This window comes from Embleya scabrispora (genome assembly GCF_002024165.1).
Lineage (GTDB): Bacteria > Actinomycetota > Actinomycetes > Streptomycetales > Streptomycetaceae > Embleya > Embleya scabrispora_A.
In genome coordinates this window covers 267,721-281,985 of sequence record NZ_MWQN01000005.1, presented here as the reverse complement: position 1 = coordinate 281,985, position 14,265 = coordinate 267,721, and the positions used below count along the sequence as shown (strand labels likewise).

The window sequence follows — 14,265 nt, the reverse complement described above, 5'->3', positions numbered from 1 at the left end:
GGTGAGGGCGTGGTCGCCGGGCGGTGGGACCGGCTGCGGGCCGGGGCCTGTCGTGGGTCATCCGGGGATCGAGTGCACGACGGTGTCCAGGACTTGGTCGATGCGCAGGGTGGTGGTGTCCAGGTCCAGGCGGTGTGCCTGCGGGCGGTGTTCGGCGATCCAGGCGCGGGTGGCCAGGTCGCGTTCGGTGAGGGCGTCGACGTGGACGGGCCGTTCGGGATGGTGGGCCCATTGGAGTTCGCGTCGGGTGTGGCGCACCGGGAGGTCGGCGGTGAGGAACACGTTCAGGGTCGCGTCGGACAGGAGGGTGGGGGCGACGTCGCGGCCGACGACCACGATGTCGCGGTGCTGTGCGCAGATATGCGCGTGGAGGTCGCGGATGGCCTCGCGCCAGTACGGGTCCCCGGCCACGTGGCCGATGTTCGCGCCCGCGCGGGGACCGAACAGGTCGTCGTCGCGGATGTCGATGCCCCGCCACAGCAGGCGTTGTGCGAGGCCCGGTCTTATGACGATCGTCAGGTGGTGCGCGAGGTCGGTGGGCGGTATGCCCTGGGGTATCGCGTGGGCGGCGACGGCGCGGTAGGTGGGTCCGGTGTCCAGGCCCGGCATCCCGAGGGCGTGGGCGAGGCCGAGCATGAGGGTGGTCTTGCCGGCTGCGTTCGGGCCGTCGATCGACATCCGGCCGAAGTCCCACGGCGGGGCGAGGCCGGCGGCCGTCCTGGCTGCGGGTGTCGGGGACGGGCCTGCGCCCGGCAGGGCCGTCCCGACCGTGCCGGGTCCGTCGGGGGTCGGGGCCGGGGGGCGGTGTTCCACCGGGAGGTCTCGCGCGGGCCCTGTCGCGAGGACGCGGGCGAGGTCGCGGTGGAAGGCGTCGCGCATCGGGGCGTCGAGGCCGTCGGCCACGGACGCGAGGTGCAGGGCGAGGACGCCTTTGCGGGCGAGGTCCGCGACGAGCGCGCCGAAAAGAGTGTGGGTTTCCTGCGGGTCGAAGGTGATGGCCTCGGTGGGAAGTGTGTGGTCGTCCGGGGTCCGCACGATCCGTGACCCGCCGCGGGGCGCGGAGGTCACATGGACGGTCCGCTCGGGGCGTCGGCGTGGCGCAGGGGTGATGGCGGGCGGGTGTGGGGTGTGCACCGTCGATTTCCGTTCCATGTCGGGTCGTTGCCGTGTTCGGCCAAGGGATCGAGTGGGGGGCCGGCACCGACGTCGCGCGGTCGGTGCCGGCCGGGTGTGCCTCGCGGTGCGGCAGCGCGGCACGCGCCCGCTCGCCGCGCCACGCCCCGCGGACGCCGTCGGGAGGGGGACGGTCGACCGCGGGGGCGCGGCGGGCGGGCTCCGAGTGGTGGGCCCTCGGGCGAGCGAGTACGGACCCACCCTCGGTCTAGGGAGCCGGTATCCGACCCGGCTCGGGAAGGTGCGGCGCCTGCTCGGGTCTGCGGGGCGCGGGTCGCTGATGGGGGATGCGGGGTGTGTGGGGGCGTCCCATGCGGTGTGTCCAGGCCCCGGGGCGGCCGCCCGGTTGCGTGGGCCCGCCGTGTGCGGCGCCGGTGAGCGTGTGCACGCGGAGCACGTACGGTGTGGGAGCGGCGTGCGGGGATCGCACGAGTCGGTCGACGAAGCCCGGAATGGCTTCGTAGCGCGGGAGTTCGCCGGGCGGCAGCACCCGGACATGGACGCTGTCGTCGTGTGGGTCGTCGGTGGTGTGGCGGCTCAGGACGAGTGCGACGCGGTGTTCGTCGTCGGCGTGGGCCCGATCGGTGACGGCGCACACGAGTTCGGGCGGCAGGCTCCGGTTCGCGCGGCCCGGATTCGCGGTCGGGTCGGCGTCGGCGATGACGGCGGCCGTGGACAGGGCTCCCTCGTCGCCCAGTTCGGCGTGGAGGAGTCCGGTGAGGCACACGGCGGCGTCCTCCGCGCGGCCGGTCGCCGCGAACAGGTGCAGGCACCAGCCCCCGGGGGCTGTGCCGGGGCGGGGTAACACCCGTCGGGTGCCGGGGAGTTCGCGCGGGCCGTGCTGCCGGAACGCGGGCCGAACGAGGTCGATGGTGGTGGAGGTGGTCACCGGTGTGCTCCAGAAGTCGCGAGGAATCGGATCGGGGGGCGGCGCGGTGTTCCTCGGGGGTCCGCGCCGCCCACGGGCGGGTGTCCGCGACGTTGGGGACACCCGCCCTCGCCCACCGGCGTGCCGGTACGTTTCCCGCCGCGGTTGGTCGGGCCGTCGGCGTGCGGTGGGTGGTCCGAGGGGCGGGCGGCTGCGCGGTGTCGGTCAGCGTCGGTGTTCGGTCGCGGCCGTGAACGCCGGGTGGTGCCTGATGCGGTCGGCCGAGGGCCGGTGTTCGCGGCAAGCGCGGCCACACGGGCATCCTGCGGGGCCGCAGCGTCGGTCGAGCGTGTCGCGCATCGCGGACCAGTAGAAGGACAGCGCCTGCAGGAGGATGTCACCGGGCGGGGGATCGCCGTGCGTGGTGGGGAAGGCCAGGGCCAGGTGGGCGGCGAGGTTGTCGCCCACCTCGACGTACGCCGGTGGTGCCGGGAGTCGGGTGAACCAGAGCCCGTCGTCGGTGTACCGCATCGCGTCGGTGTCAACGGTCACCAGTGCCACGGTGGACGGCGGATGCCCGGCGGCGTCGTGTGCGGGGCTCGCCACGGACCGGGTGAGGACGAAGCCGCGGACGACGACGAAGCCGTCGCCGAGGTCTTCGCGCATGCCGATGTGGGCAGCGGCGTCCAGGGCGCCGAGCGCGGCGGGGATGCGCGCGACGCGCACCTCGTGGTCGTCGCGTGCGGCGCCTGGCACCGTCCATCGCACTCGCGCCGATCGTCGGCACGGTGGCGTATCCGGAAGCCGGGCGCGATGTGCGAGCCGGACGTCGGGGTGAAATATGGAGAACGCGTGGAAAACCTCGTCCTGGTCGGCTGCTTCGTCGAGGGATGCGGTGTGCACGCCCCCGGTGACGACCGTCATGGGGGCGGCGGCGGGTTTGTACACGGTCACGGCAGACTCCGGTATCTCGACGATGGGAAGGGCTCGGGAACGGCCCGGGAGCGGGAAGACTCGAACGGGGCTCGGTCGCGTGTGTGGTGTCGATCGCCGCCGGTGTCGCGCTGTCGAGGGTCGGGCGGCGTCGATCATGCGGGAATCGCGTGGGGGCCTCGGGCGATGTCGAGGTAGCGGCGCAGTTGTTCGTCGGTGGGCTCGTGCTCGGCGGGGATGCGTCCGCAGGCGCAGTGTGTCGGGTATGCGTCGGTGAGGGCCTGGTGGAGACTCGTGCGGTAGTGGTCCGCCGCGCGTTCCCGCAGCGCCTCGTCTCGTGGGTTGCCCGGGTCGGCGGCGCGCATCGCCAGGAGGGCGGCGAGGTTGTAACCCAGGGGGACGATCGTCGGGGGCGGGAGCAGGGTGAAGAACAGGCCCCGGTCGGTGGGGACGATGCCCCCGGGGTCGTGGACCAGCGCCAGGGTCAGCGGAGGGCTCCATGCGGCGCAGGCATCGTTCAGGTCCGCGATCGGCGGGAGGTCCAGGCGTCGTATCAGGTCGCCGCGGATCGCGATCCGTTCCCGGTCGCCGAGGGTGAACATGTGGGCGTCGGCGTCCAGACGGCCCAACTCCTCGGGGACGAACGTCGACCAGGCGAGGGTGTCCTCGAAGCCGTGCATCGTCCCCGGAGCGGTGTACTCCACGCGGGCGGTGGACGGCGCCCTGCACGGGAGTACCTCCCGGTGGGCGAGGGCGACCGTCGGGTGCAGGGCCTGGATGGTGTCGGCGTAGTCGATCTGCTCGGCGTGGACCGTGTAGGCCAGGACGGTGTCCTTGTCGTCGACGCGTCTCAGGGGCAGGGTGAGCACGCCCCGGGTGACGGAGTCGAACTCGTCGCCGCGGTGATACCTGGTCATGGACCGAACTCCGGGTTTCGTGTGTGGTCGGAAGGGGCGGGACTGCGGTTGCCTACGGTCGGGCGGGGGAGGTCACGGCTGTACTGCCGGTCGCCGCCCGGGCCGTTCGCGACGCGGTCGAGGGTCGGGCGTCGAGGGCCGCCGGGGTGTGACGATCACGTCGGGGCCGCCGCGTCCGGATCGGACACGGGTGCCTCGGCGGCGATGTCGGCGTACTGGCCCACCTGATGCGCTGCGGGCGCGTGTTCGTCCGGTGTGCGTCCGCAGACGCACAAGGACGTGGGGAAACGGCGCTCGAGGGCGTCGAGGAGGGCCGCCGTGTAGTGCGAGACCACGGCCCTTTCGAACGCGTCGTACTCGCCCTCGCCGACGAGTGCGGGCAGTGCCGCCAGGTAGGCGCCCGCGTTGTAGCCGACGGGGACGACCGCAAGCGGTGGGAGCCGGTGGAACCAGAGGCCGTGGTCGGTGACGACCAGTCCGCGGGCGTCGGTGATCAGACCCAGGGTCAGCGGCGGGCGCCATTTGGCGTGCAGTCGCGCGAGCTGCGGGTTCTCGAGCGATGCGAGGCGGATCGGCAGTCGGCCGCGGGCGACGACTCCGTCGCTCTCGTATGCGCCGACCGCGTGGATGTGTGCGTCGGCGTCCAGGGCGCCGAGTGTGGCCGGGACGCGCCTCCACCACGCGTCGCGGTCGTCGGCCGCGCACTCGACGCCGGGAACCATCCATCGCACCCGGTCGAAGCCGCTCGCGTCCGCCTCGGTCGGGGTGTCGCGGTGCGCGAGGCCCACGTCGGGGTGCAGGCGGGCCATGGAGGCGAAGACGTTCGCCATGTTCGTTGCGACGTCGCACGGCAGGATGTCCACGCCGAGGGTAACCGTGGCGCGGTCGTCGCCGATGTGGTGGATGGGCACGGGTAGAGCTCCGGAGATCGTCGAGGACGGTCGGCCGAGGGGTTCGGTCGGGTGCAGGTCATGCGGTTACCGCCGGTTGCCGCCCGTTCGGCCGCGGGTTCGACGGCCGATGCGGGGACCACGGCATCGCCGGGGGCGGTCGCGCGGCGTGGGGCATGCGGGCGTGTGCGGCGGTTGGTCGGTGCGGCCGGCCCACACGATGGTGCGGCCGAGTCGACGGGTTGCGCCGAAGCGTGTGCTCGTGGCGGCCACCAGGAACAGGCCGCGTCCGCCCTCGGCGTCGTCGCGGGCGGGATCGACCTCGGTCAGCGAACGGGTCGGAGGGAGTCCGTCGTTGACCACGACGATCACGAACTCGTCCGCTCCGGCGAACAGCACCACCATCGCGCTCGCGCATCGAGCGTGGTCGATCGCGTTGGTGAGCAGTTCACTGACGACGAGCGTGGCCCACTCGCGCACATCCTCGGGCGCGCTCCAGGTTTTCAGCGTCTCGGCCACGACGTTGCGGGAGCCGCCGACGTCGGAGGGCGTGTTGCCGGCGGTGAGGCACAGGATCGAACGTCCTCGGCCGGGAAACCGCTTGGATCGGCCCGGCACGACGGTCCCTGAGTCCCGCGGTGTGGTGATCACGGTTCGCCGTCGCGATCGTCGACGGACGTACCGCCGTGGTGCAGCTCCCCGGTGACGGCCCGTCGAGTCACGTCGGGCGGACGGGCCGCGCCGCGAGGGGCGGCGTCGCCTTCGACGCAGCGCAGCGAGTTCGCGTGGACCACGATCGCCGATCGTGCGTCGCAGACGACGAGCGTTCCCGCCTGGCTGCTGGGCCAGGGCACGCGGTCCGGGCGCAGGTGGACGGTGCGCGGTGGGGTGCCCGCCGCGGTGGCCTGGACGAGGTCTCCGGCCTTGAACGGCTGTTGGTGTGCCATGGGTGCGTGTCCTCGGTGTGGGGCGGGTGTTGGTGGGGTGTCGGCGCCGGTCGGTCGGGCGTGTGGGGATGGCCCGGTCGTCTCGGTCTCCGGTGTGCGGGCGACGCTTCCTGCCGCCCCGCTGTGGGGTGTCGGGGGTTGTCGTCCCGCTCAACACTGTGGACCGCATATATTCGTTTCGTCAACTCCCCGAACGCATATATTCAGTTCTGGGGTTGCGCGTATCATGCACTCGGGCACGCCCGTGCCCCCGACCACCGGGGTTGAGACGATGACCGAGGCCAGGCAGCCGTCGCTGCGCAGGCGACGCCTGGGCGCCAGGCTGAAGGGGCTCCGCGAGGGCGCGGGCCTGAAACAGGAGCAGGTCGGGGCGATCCTCGGCTACCGGAACGCGCGGATCAGCCGCATCGAGTCCGGCGAGGGCAAGGTCGAACTCGCCCTGCTCTGGGCCCTCCTGGACGTCTACGGGGTCGATCGGGACTCGCCGCAGGGCCTGGCACTGGCGGACATGGTCGACACCGGCGGCGAGAGGAACTGGTGGCACACCTACCGCTCCCACCTGGGCTCCACCCACGAGGACCTCCTCGGCCTGGAGGCCGACACCGCCCGGCTGTCCAAATGGGAACCGAGCCTGTTCCCCGCCGTGCTGCAGACCGAGCCCTACATCCGCGGCATCCTCGCCGCCGGTCGCGACCTCCACCACGGCGACACCGAACGCCTGGACGCGCACGTGCAGTTGCGCCTGGGGCGCAGCCGCGTCCTGGACCGGGACGACTTCGCCCTGACCGCGGTCGTGGGCGAGAGCGCGCTGCGCACCAGTGCGGATGCCGCGCTCATGCGCGGGCAACTCGACCACGTCGTCGAGGCGTCGCAGCGGCCGAACGTCAGCGTGCGGATCGTCCCGTTCGACTCCGGGTTCAACCTGGGGCCGGACGGCCCGTTCTCGCTGTTCGAGCTTCGCGACGGCAGCCGACTGGTGATGGTGGAATCGCTGCTCAACGTCGTGTACCTGGAGAAGCCCGACGAGTTGCGCGGCTACGCGACCGCGTTCGACCAGCTGTGTGAACGCGCCCTGAACGAGCGGGAGTCGCGCGAGCTGATGCACGCGCGGGCCCGTTCCCTCTGACCGACGACCCACCACAGGAAGGCACGACCGATGGCCACCCCGCCCGCGTCCGGCCCGGAACGATGGACCACGAGTACCCACAGCAACCAGCAGGACTGCGTCCAGTGGCGCAGGGGCGCACGCGGCGTCGACGTCCGCGACTCCAAGGTGGCCGGCCCTCATGCACCCGTCCTCGCCGTCGGCGACGACGGCTGGCGGGCGTTCGTCGCCGGCCTGACGCCGCGAGCCTGAGTCCTGGTCGGGGCGGTCACAGCGCACCGGGGCGCCCGGACGGCACGGCAACACCACCGGCGCGGACGCCGCGTCGGCGCCCCGCCGCGCGCGGGCCCGGACGCCTCCCGCCGCCGCGCGCGTATCTCCGCGCACGCGGACGGTCGGCGGGAACGGGGCGCCGGCGGCAAGGCGGCGGCCACCGGGCACGCGGGGAGCGCCGGCCAGCCGTCGGCCCTTCACGACGCGCCCACCGGGACTCGGCGCCTGCGTCGGAACCGGCCCGGAACCCGGCCGACGCCCAGCCCTCCGACCACTCGCCTCCCGGTGCCCGCACACGCGGAACACGACGCGGCGGCACCGGCACCGGTGGGCCGCTCCTCGACTCCCTCGGGCGATCCCACGCTCCCGCCACCGGGTCGCGCGACGGATCCGGGGGCCAGGCGGCGGGCGTCGAGTTGCACGAACACCGGACGGTGGTCCCCCGCGGCGTCCACCAGGGGATGATCCAGGACCCGGTAGCTTCCCGGGACGAACGCGGCCGCCAGCAGCCGGCTGAACAGGATGTGGTCGATCCGCCCGCCCTGACCGTTGTCGGTCTGCGCGGTGACGGTAACCGTCGGATCCCCGGCGAGGGAGGCGGCGTTGACGAACCCGGCGTCGGCGAGAACGCGCGTGGCCCGCGTGTCGGTGACCCACCGACGACGCAGCCGCCACGCGTCCCACACCCTCCCGAAACCCCGCCACGGCCGTGAACGACTCCGAACCCGTTCGCACCACACCGCCCGGCGTCCCGGCGGCAGCGTCTTGTGCGACCTGGCGTGGGCGGCGAGCAGCCACCACCGGGGTCGGAACTCCCGCATGCCGTCGCGGTCGGGCCACAACGCGTTGAGGTCGCCGGCGATCAACGACCACGCGTCGGGCGCCGCCCGGGCCGCCAGTTGCTGGGCCTCGCGCAGGCGCGCGTCGCCGGACGCGTACGGCCACTGCACCGACCGCACCACCACCGGCACCGGGAACCCCGGCAACATGAGGTGGACGTCCCCGTACTGATCCTCGAACGTCGCCGGATCGTGCCGGTCGTAGTGCCGCTCCACACCCACGCGCGGCCAGCGCACGAACACCACCAGGTCCAACGGGCCACCGCGCCCGGGCGTGCGCAGCGCCCGCATCCCCAGGATCCGCTCGACCTCGAACAGGACGCGTTGACCCTGGGCGCCGTAGCCCCAACCCTCCTGGAGGAAGAGCACGTCGACGTCGCGGAAGAACGGGGCCAGCCGCCTCAGCGGCTCCAGGTCCCAGGTCTCGGTCTCGGGGTCGTGGCATCCGTTGCGCAGGTTGTACGTCGCTACCGTCACCACGTCCTCGTCCTCGCCGTCGTGCGACGCCGGTTGCGGACCGGTGCCGTTCGTGGTGGCTTCGTGGGCGAGGATCGGATCGGGGGTCCATCGCCGCAGGTCGGGCACGGCCGGGCCGTCCGCACGGCACGGGCAGCGGTCGGTCAGGGTGGAGCCGTGTCGAAAGCCCTCCGGGGCTGCGGGATTTCCGCCTCGGGCCGGCCCGGTGGTGACGCCGTACACGTGTGTCGCCTCTCGATGGATCGTCGGATCGTCTGTGCCGCAGCCACGCCGCGCGGTCGCGGCCGCCGCTGCCGGGTCGGGCCCGGAGATGTCGCGCGCCCCGGGTGTCGCTCGGGCGGGCGTCGTTCAGCGCGTGGCGAGGCGGCCCACGCCCGCGAGCTGCCAGTGCGTGCACGGTCCTGACACCTCGTCCGGGCTCCACAGGCCGGGCCGGGTCAAACCGTGCTCGTCCAGGGAGAACCCGTCGAAGAACGCGGCGATCGCGGCGGGGGAGCGGACCGTGAGCTGGGCGGTGGCCTGCGCGTAGGCGTCGATCAGGATTTTCACCTGTTCGGGGGGCGGCCCCTCGTCGGTGACGTGCGAGACCACCAGGCGGCTCCCGGGCGCCGCGGCGTCGCGGAACGCGGCGACGATGCCGTACGGGTCCTCGTCGTCGTCCACGAAGTGCAGAACGGCCCCCAGCACGAGGACGACCGGGCGTTCGAGGTCGAGCGTCGCGCGCAGGGCGGGATCCTCCAGGATCCGGTGCGGCCGGCGCACGTCCCCGGCGATCACCGTGGTGCGGTGGTCCTCGAGGAACGCCCGCCCGTGGGCCAGCACGACGTCCTCGTTGTCGACGTAGACCACCCGCGCCTCGGGGTTCTGCGCCCGGGCGACCTCGTGCACGTTGGGGTCCGCGGGCATGCCCGCGCCCAGGTCGAGGATCTGGTCGATCCCCTCCCCCACGAGACGGTGCACCGCGCGCAGGACGAACTGCCGGTTCTCCTCGGCGGCTTTGTCGATGCCGGGAATCATCTTCATCAGGCGGTCCGCGGCCTCGCGCTCGGCCCCGTAGTTGTCCCTGCCCCCCAGGTAGCCGTTGTACAGGTGGGACGGCCGGGGCCGCGCGGCGCCTTCCGGTGCCGTCGCGGTGTTGTCCGTGTTGTCGTGGTCGGTCATCGTGGCCTCTCGGAATGGGTGGGCCGGTATCCGACCCGCCCGGGACGTCCCGGGCGGGGTGCGGGTGGGCAACTACCTGTCGATCGCGCGTCGCGTGAACGCACGACGGGCGCGGCTGGCCCGGCAACCCGGGTGAACGCGGCCCGGGTCGGGTCGGCGCGTTCGGGCCTGGACGCCGTCCGCGCGGGCGCCATGGGGTGGGCGGAGGGCGGATCACCGGATGAGCTCGGTCCACAGGGCTTGTTCGCGCATCGACGTCGTGGCGCTGCGCATGCCGCGGGCGAGCGCGTCGATGCGCTCGGGGAGCGCGTTGCGCCATGCGGGCAGCCGGGCCAGCCAAGGCAACGCCTGGGACGGTGTGTGGCCGGCGCGTCGCAACTCCCGGTAGAACAGCACCGGTTCCACCCAGGCGGGGCCCACCGCGGCGCGCCCCCAGCCGATCACGCACACGCGCGGGTTGACGGGTTCGGAGTGGACCCGGAGGTTGGTCGGGTGCAGGTTGGTGTGCAGCAGGTAGGGTCCGCGGAGTTCGCGGCGATCGCGCTGGTTGGGTGTGATCGCCCAGCGCTCGAACAGATACGGCAGTCGGGGTCCCTCCTGGCGTCTCCTCGGGGCGGTGAGCGCGCGGGCGACCCGTGGCAGATCCGGGGATCCGGGCTCCAGGTTCGCGGGTCGTCCGATGTGGTGCGCGGTGAGTGTGGCGACCCATCCGCCGACGTCGTACGCGCCGATCAGGCGCGGTGCCAGACCTTCGATCCAGGGTGTGACGGCTGCTTCCCGGCGTACGTACTCGGCGGCGGCGTGGTCGTGGGGCGATGCCTTGACGACCACGGGCGCGTGGGTGCGTGAGCGCAGTACCGCCGCGAGCGGCACGCTGCGTGTCCGGGGCAGCGGGCGGGCGGTGTGGACGGTGCCTATGTCGGACTCGACGGCGTCGCGCAGGACGAACGGCACGTGCGACCAGAGGTGGTTCATGGAGACCTTCGGAGACGATCGGATCTGCGGCTGGCGAAGGGCTGCGAGTCTTGTGTCAGCCCAGTCGGTGGCGGGCCCACCGGCGGGCGGTGTCGGCGAGCGCGCGCGTGTGGGGGCGGGCTCGGGGCGAGCGGGCGATGTACTCCCCCATCCCGGCGAGCTTCGCCGCGAACGCGGTGATCACCGGCTCCTGCGCCTTGGCGAACGCCGGCACGTGCATCGCCCACGCCTCCGCGGCCTCAGGGGTGTGGCCGTCGTGGATGAGGCGGACGACGACGTGGGCGGTGTCGATCCACGCGGCGCCGCGGCCCGACCGGGCCCAGTCGATCACCCGCACCCGCCCGTCCTCGGCGAGCATGTGCGCCGGGTGCAGATCGGCATGTACGAGGGTGTCGCCGTCGAGCCAGGCGCCGCGTTCGAGCGTCGCCAGCACCGCCAAGTGTTCGCGTGCCCACGGGTCGAGATCGGCGGGCGACAGGGCATGGACGGCGGACCATCCCGGCGCACCACCCCACCGGTCGGCGATCGAATGCCGCGCGGCCGTCGGGCACGGTGTCAGCGCCTCGGACATGGTGACCACCAGATCGCCGATCTCGTCCAGGTCACAGGAGGTCGGCACCAGCGACGGATGCCCGCCGGGGACGTACTCGAATCCGAGCATCAGCCACCCGTCCTGCGTAACCTCCCACAGCAGTTGCGGGGCGAGCATCGCGGGCAGGAACGGGGCCACGGCGGCTTCGTTGCGGTGCGTCCACGCATACGGGCGATCCACGCGGACGCCCTTGCAGAACACCGGACCACCGGCGGCGTGGAGCGTCGCGGAGAACTCCGAGGACTTCCCGAACTCGGGAGCACGGGTCCAGCGCAGGGGTCCGGTGTGCAGTTCGATCTTCTCCCGGACGGACGAGGGAAGTTCGGTCCAGGGGTGGCGACGGGGCATCGTCGGCGCTCTCTCGATTCGAGGTGGAAGGGACGCTGGTGCGAGCACTCGCGGCCCGCGACCGGGGCGCCGGTGCGGGGGTTGGATGCGAGGGGTGGTCCGCGGGTCAGTGCAGGCGGACGGGGAGGCTGTCCAGGGTGTTGGCGACCAGGGACGGAACCGGGCGCGGCGGGCGCGCGGTGGTGTCGAGGGCGAGGTGAGGGAAGCGGGTGAACAGGGTTCGCAGGCAGATCCGGGCCTGGAGGCGGGCCAGCGGCGCGCCGGGGCAAAAGTGCGGGCCGTGGCCGAAGGAGAGCAGGCCTGCGGCGGGTCGGCGGGTGATGTCGAAGCGGTCGGCGTCCTCGCCGTGGACGGACCGGTCGCGGCCGGCGGCGGTGTAGGAGGCGATGACGGCGTCGCCGGCTGGGATGGTGGTGCCGGCCAGGGTCACCTCGCGGGTGGTGTAGCGCATGAGGAAGTGGCCGACGGGGCTGTTCCAGCGCAGGGTTTCGTTGACGACGTCCGCCCATGGGTCGGTGTCGCCGTCGTCGGGTGTGCGGGTGGCGAGGGCGCGTTGGTCGGTGTGGGTGAGCAGGGTGTGGACGGCGTTGACGAGCAGGCCGGTGGTCGTCTCGTAGCCGGCCGCGATCGCCAGCCACAGCGTGCCGACGAGTTCCTCGCCGGTGAGGTCGCCCCGGTCGTGATGCGCGATCAGGTCGGTCGTCAGGTCGTCCCCGGGGTGGGCCCGGCGCACCGCGACCAGGTCCTCCAGGCGCCGGGTGATGGCCTGTTGGGTGGCCACCACCTCGTCGGGTGCGGCGGTGGACGTGAAGATGCTCCGGACCAGGCGGCTCAGGTCCTCGAGTTCGCCGTCCGGGATGCCCAGGAGATGTCCGAGGACGGCCAGCGGCAGGGGCGCTGCGAGGTGGGCGCGCAGGTCCACCGGTCCCGGCAGGGCGGCCGCCCGGTCCAGGAACCGGTCGGTGAGGGTGTGGACGTGGGCTTCGAGGGCGAGGACGCGTCGGGGGTTGAGGGCTGTGCGCAACGGGGCGCGCAGGCGGGCGTGTTCGGGTCCGTCGGCGGTGACGGCGTTGTCGACCTTGACCATGCCGATCAGCGGCCAGTCGGCGGGGATGGTGCCCCACCGGTTCCAGGCGCGGTAGTCCTTGACGACGTGCGGGTGGGTGAGGGCCAGGCGCAGGGTGTCGTCGCCCAGGACAATCCAGGCGGGGACGTCGCCGGGCAACAACACGGGTGCGATGGGTCCGTGTGCGCGCAGGCGGCGGATCTCGCCGTGGTGGTCGGGTGCGGCCGGGTCCAGGCGTATCGCGGTCGTCGGGTGCGCGACGGTGGGGTGGGCGGTGGGTTCGGGGGTGTCGATGGCGTGTCTCCCGGGTGAGGGGTGGACGAGCGGACACGGTGCGGTGGGCTAGGGGTTACCCGCGGGCGCGGCGGCGGTGAACCGTGCGGGCAGCGCCTCCAGGGCGGTGCTCCACGGCGACGGTCGCAGGCGCAGCGCTTCCGGTGGGACGGTGCAGGTGAGGTCGGGGAGGCGGTCGAGGACGGCGGAGACGGCGATGCCGGCGATGAGGCGGGCCTGGGGGACGGCGGGGCAGGCGTGGGTGCCGGCGCCGAAGGCGAGGTGGGCGCCGTTGCCGTGGCCGAGGGCGTCCGCGGGGTCGGTGGGGGTGACGGCGGGGTCGGTGTGGGCGCCGCCGATGCCGAGCAGGAGGGCGTCGCCGGCGCGAAGGGTGCGCCCGGCGAGGGTGGTGTCGTGGGCGAGGTAGCGGCCGGGGAAGTTCCGCAGCGGTGGGAAGCAAGTCAGTGCTTCGTCGATGGCCTGGTTGACGGTGCGGCGTCCCCCGGTGAGGGAGTGGGCGAAGCGGGGGTCGACGAGTTTCAGGCGCAGGGTGGAGCCGATGAGGTTGGCCAGGGTCTCGCAGCCGGCGGAGAGCATGACGACGAGTTGCGGCAGGAGTTCCTCGTCGCGGAGTTCGGATCTCAGCAGCCAGGTGGTGAGGTCGTCGCCGGGGTGGGTGCGGCGGTGGTGCAGGAGTTCGGCGAGGATCTGTTCGAACGCGCGGTCCCCGGCCTGGGAGTCGGCCTGGGAGTCGAACAGCTTGTGCATCGCGCGGGCGAGTTCGTCGTCCTGGTCGGGCGGGAGGCCAAACAGGCGGGCGAAGCAGCGCAGCGGCACGACGGTGGCGTAGTCCGCGATCAGGTCCGTCTCGCCGCGGTCGGCGAAGGTGTCGATGACGTGGTCGCACGTGGTGCGCAGGTCGCGGCGCAGGCGTGGGGTGGCGGCGGCGTTCAGGCTGTCTTCGACGATGCGGCGCAGGCGTTGGTGGTCGGGGCCGTCGACGAAGGCGACGTTGTGGGGTCTGTTGGCCATCATCGGCCGCAGACCGCAGTCTTCGGGGACGACGCCGGTGGTGAGGTCTTTCCAGTTCAGGGGGCTGCGGGGGAAGCGGTGGGCGTCGCGGAGCATCTCGGTCAGGGCGTGGTAGCCCAGGACGAGCCAGGCACCGATGCCGGGGGCGAGCAGGACCGGGGCAACGGGTCCGTGGATCGTGCGCAGGGTGGTGTAGAGGGTGTCCATGTCGTCGACGGCGGGTCCGAACAGGGCTGTGGCGCGCGCGAATTCGACGCGGGACGCGGTGGGGCGGTGGGCGGGGCAGCCCGGCGGGGGCGCGACGCCGACCGGCTCGGGGTCGGTGGGGTCGAGGCGTTCGGGGTTGTCGGGGTCGGGGTGGGGGGTCACGTGGGCTCCGTGCGGTGGTCGGGGTGG

15 protein-coding genes are annotated in these 14,265 nt (G+C 73.1%); 2 read left to right on the top strand and 13 right to left on the bottom strand.

Annotated features, from left to right (window positions below):
* Positions 1 to 57: 57 nt before the first annotated feature.
* The 7 genes from B4N89_RS50460 to B4N89_RS50445 all read right to left on the bottom strand — a co-directional run bounded on the left by B4N89_RS50460 (position 58) and on the right by B4N89_RS50445 (position 5,728).
* A complete protein-coding gene (locus B4N89_RS50460) occupies positions 58 to 1,035 on the bottom strand; it encodes a (d)CMP kinase (protein ID WP_161501062.1) in 978 nt (325 codons plus the stop codon).
* A 346-nt stretch (positions 1,036 to 1,381) separates the two neighbouring features.
* Positions 1,382 to 2,062 (bottom strand): hypothetical protein, encoded by a 681-nt coding sequence (locus B4N89_RS50455; RefSeq protein WP_078982670.1) that lies wholly within the window; start codon positions 2,060 to 2,062, stop codon positions 1,382 to 1,384.
* A 204-nt stretch (positions 2,063 to 2,266) separates the two neighbouring features.
* Positions 2,267 to 2,995, bottom strand: a complete 729-nt coding sequence (locus B4N89_RS49375) for a hypothetical protein (RefSeq protein ID WP_078982669.1) — start codon at positions 2,993 to 2,995, stop codon at positions 2,267 to 2,269.
* A gap of 134 nt (positions 2,996 to 3,129) precedes the next feature.
* Positions 3,130 to 3,891: a hypothetical protein gene (locus B4N89_RS45985; RefSeq protein WP_078982668.1), complete on the bottom strand. Its 762-nt coding sequence runs from the start codon at positions 3,889 to 3,891 to the stop codon at positions 3,130 to 3,132.
* A 155-nt stretch (positions 3,892 to 4,046) separates the two neighbouring features.
* Positions 4,047 to 4,802: a hypothetical protein gene (locus B4N89_RS45980; RefSeq protein ID WP_078982667.1), complete on the bottom strand. Its 756-nt coding sequence runs from the start codon at positions 4,800 to 4,802 to the stop codon at positions 4,047 to 4,049.
* A gap of 66 nt (positions 4,803 to 4,868) precedes the next feature.
* A complete protein-coding gene (locus B4N89_RS50450) occupies positions 4,869 to 5,399 on the bottom strand; it encodes an ATP-binding protein (RefSeq protein WP_161501061.1) in 531 nt (176 codons plus the stop codon).
* 29 nt (positions 5,400 to 5,428) lie between these two features.
* The gene (locus B4N89_RS50445) at positions 5,429 to 5,728 is read right to left on the bottom strand and encodes a hypothetical protein (RefSeq protein ID WP_161501060.1); all 300 of its coding nucleotides are present in this window, start codon (positions 5,726 to 5,728) and stop codon (positions 5,429 to 5,431) included.
* A 271-nt stretch (positions 5,729 to 5,999) separates the two neighbouring features.
* On the opposite strand from B4N89_RS50445, the gene B4N89_RS45970 reads away from it, so the two are divergent.
* Both B4N89_RS45970 and B4N89_RS45965 read left to right on the top strand, forming a co-directional pair.
* Entirely contained in the window at positions 6,000 to 6,854 is an 855-nt protein-coding gene (locus B4N89_RS45970) for a helix-turn-helix domain-containing protein (protein WP_161501059.1), read from the top strand.
* Between the two features lie 30 nt (positions 6,855 to 6,884).
* Positions 6,885 to 7,085, top strand: a complete 201-nt coding sequence (locus tag B4N89_RS45965; RefSeq protein WP_078982665.1) for a DUF397 domain-containing protein — start codon at positions 6,885 to 6,887, stop codon at positions 7,083 to 7,085.
* Between the two features lie 218 nt (positions 7,086 to 7,303).
* Here the strand turns inward: B4N89_RS45965 and B4N89_RS45960 are convergent, their stop codons facing one another.
* From B4N89_RS45960 to B4N89_RS50440, 6 genes are all read right to left on the bottom strand, one after another.
* Positions 7,304 to 8,644, bottom strand: a complete 1,341-nt coding sequence (locus B4N89_RS45960) for an endonuclease/exonuclease/phosphatase family protein (protein ID WP_078982664.1) — start codon at positions 8,642 to 8,644, stop codon at positions 7,304 to 7,306.
* A 126-nt stretch (positions 8,645 to 8,770) separates the two neighbouring features.
* Positions 8,771 to 9,583: an SAM-dependent methyltransferase gene (locus B4N89_RS45955; RefSeq protein WP_078982663.1), complete on the bottom strand. Its 813-nt coding sequence runs from the start codon at positions 9,581 to 9,583 to the stop codon at positions 8,771 to 8,773.
* A 213-nt stretch (positions 9,584 to 9,796) separates the two neighbouring features.
* Positions 9,797 to 10,558, bottom strand: a complete 762-nt coding sequence (locus tag B4N89_RS45950) for a hypothetical protein (RefSeq protein ID WP_078982662.1) — start codon at positions 10,556 to 10,558, stop codon at positions 9,797 to 9,799.
* A 55-nt stretch (positions 10,559 to 10,613) separates the two neighbouring features.
* A complete protein-coding gene (locus tag B4N89_RS45945) occupies positions 10,614 to 11,498 on the bottom strand; it encodes a phosphotransferase (RefSeq protein ID WP_078982661.1) in 885 nt (294 codons plus the stop codon).
* Between the two features lie 106 nt (positions 11,499 to 11,604).
* Entirely contained in the window at positions 11,605 to 12,729 is a 1,125-nt protein-coding gene (locus B4N89_RS45940) for a cytochrome P450 family protein (protein WP_235619380.1), read from the bottom strand.
* A 177-nt stretch (positions 12,730 to 12,906) separates the two neighbouring features.
* Entirely contained in the window at positions 12,907 to 14,238 is a 1,332-nt protein-coding gene (locus B4N89_RS50440; RefSeq protein ID WP_078982659.1) for a cytochrome P450, read from the bottom strand.
* Positions 14,239 to 14,265 lie beyond the last annotated feature (27 nt).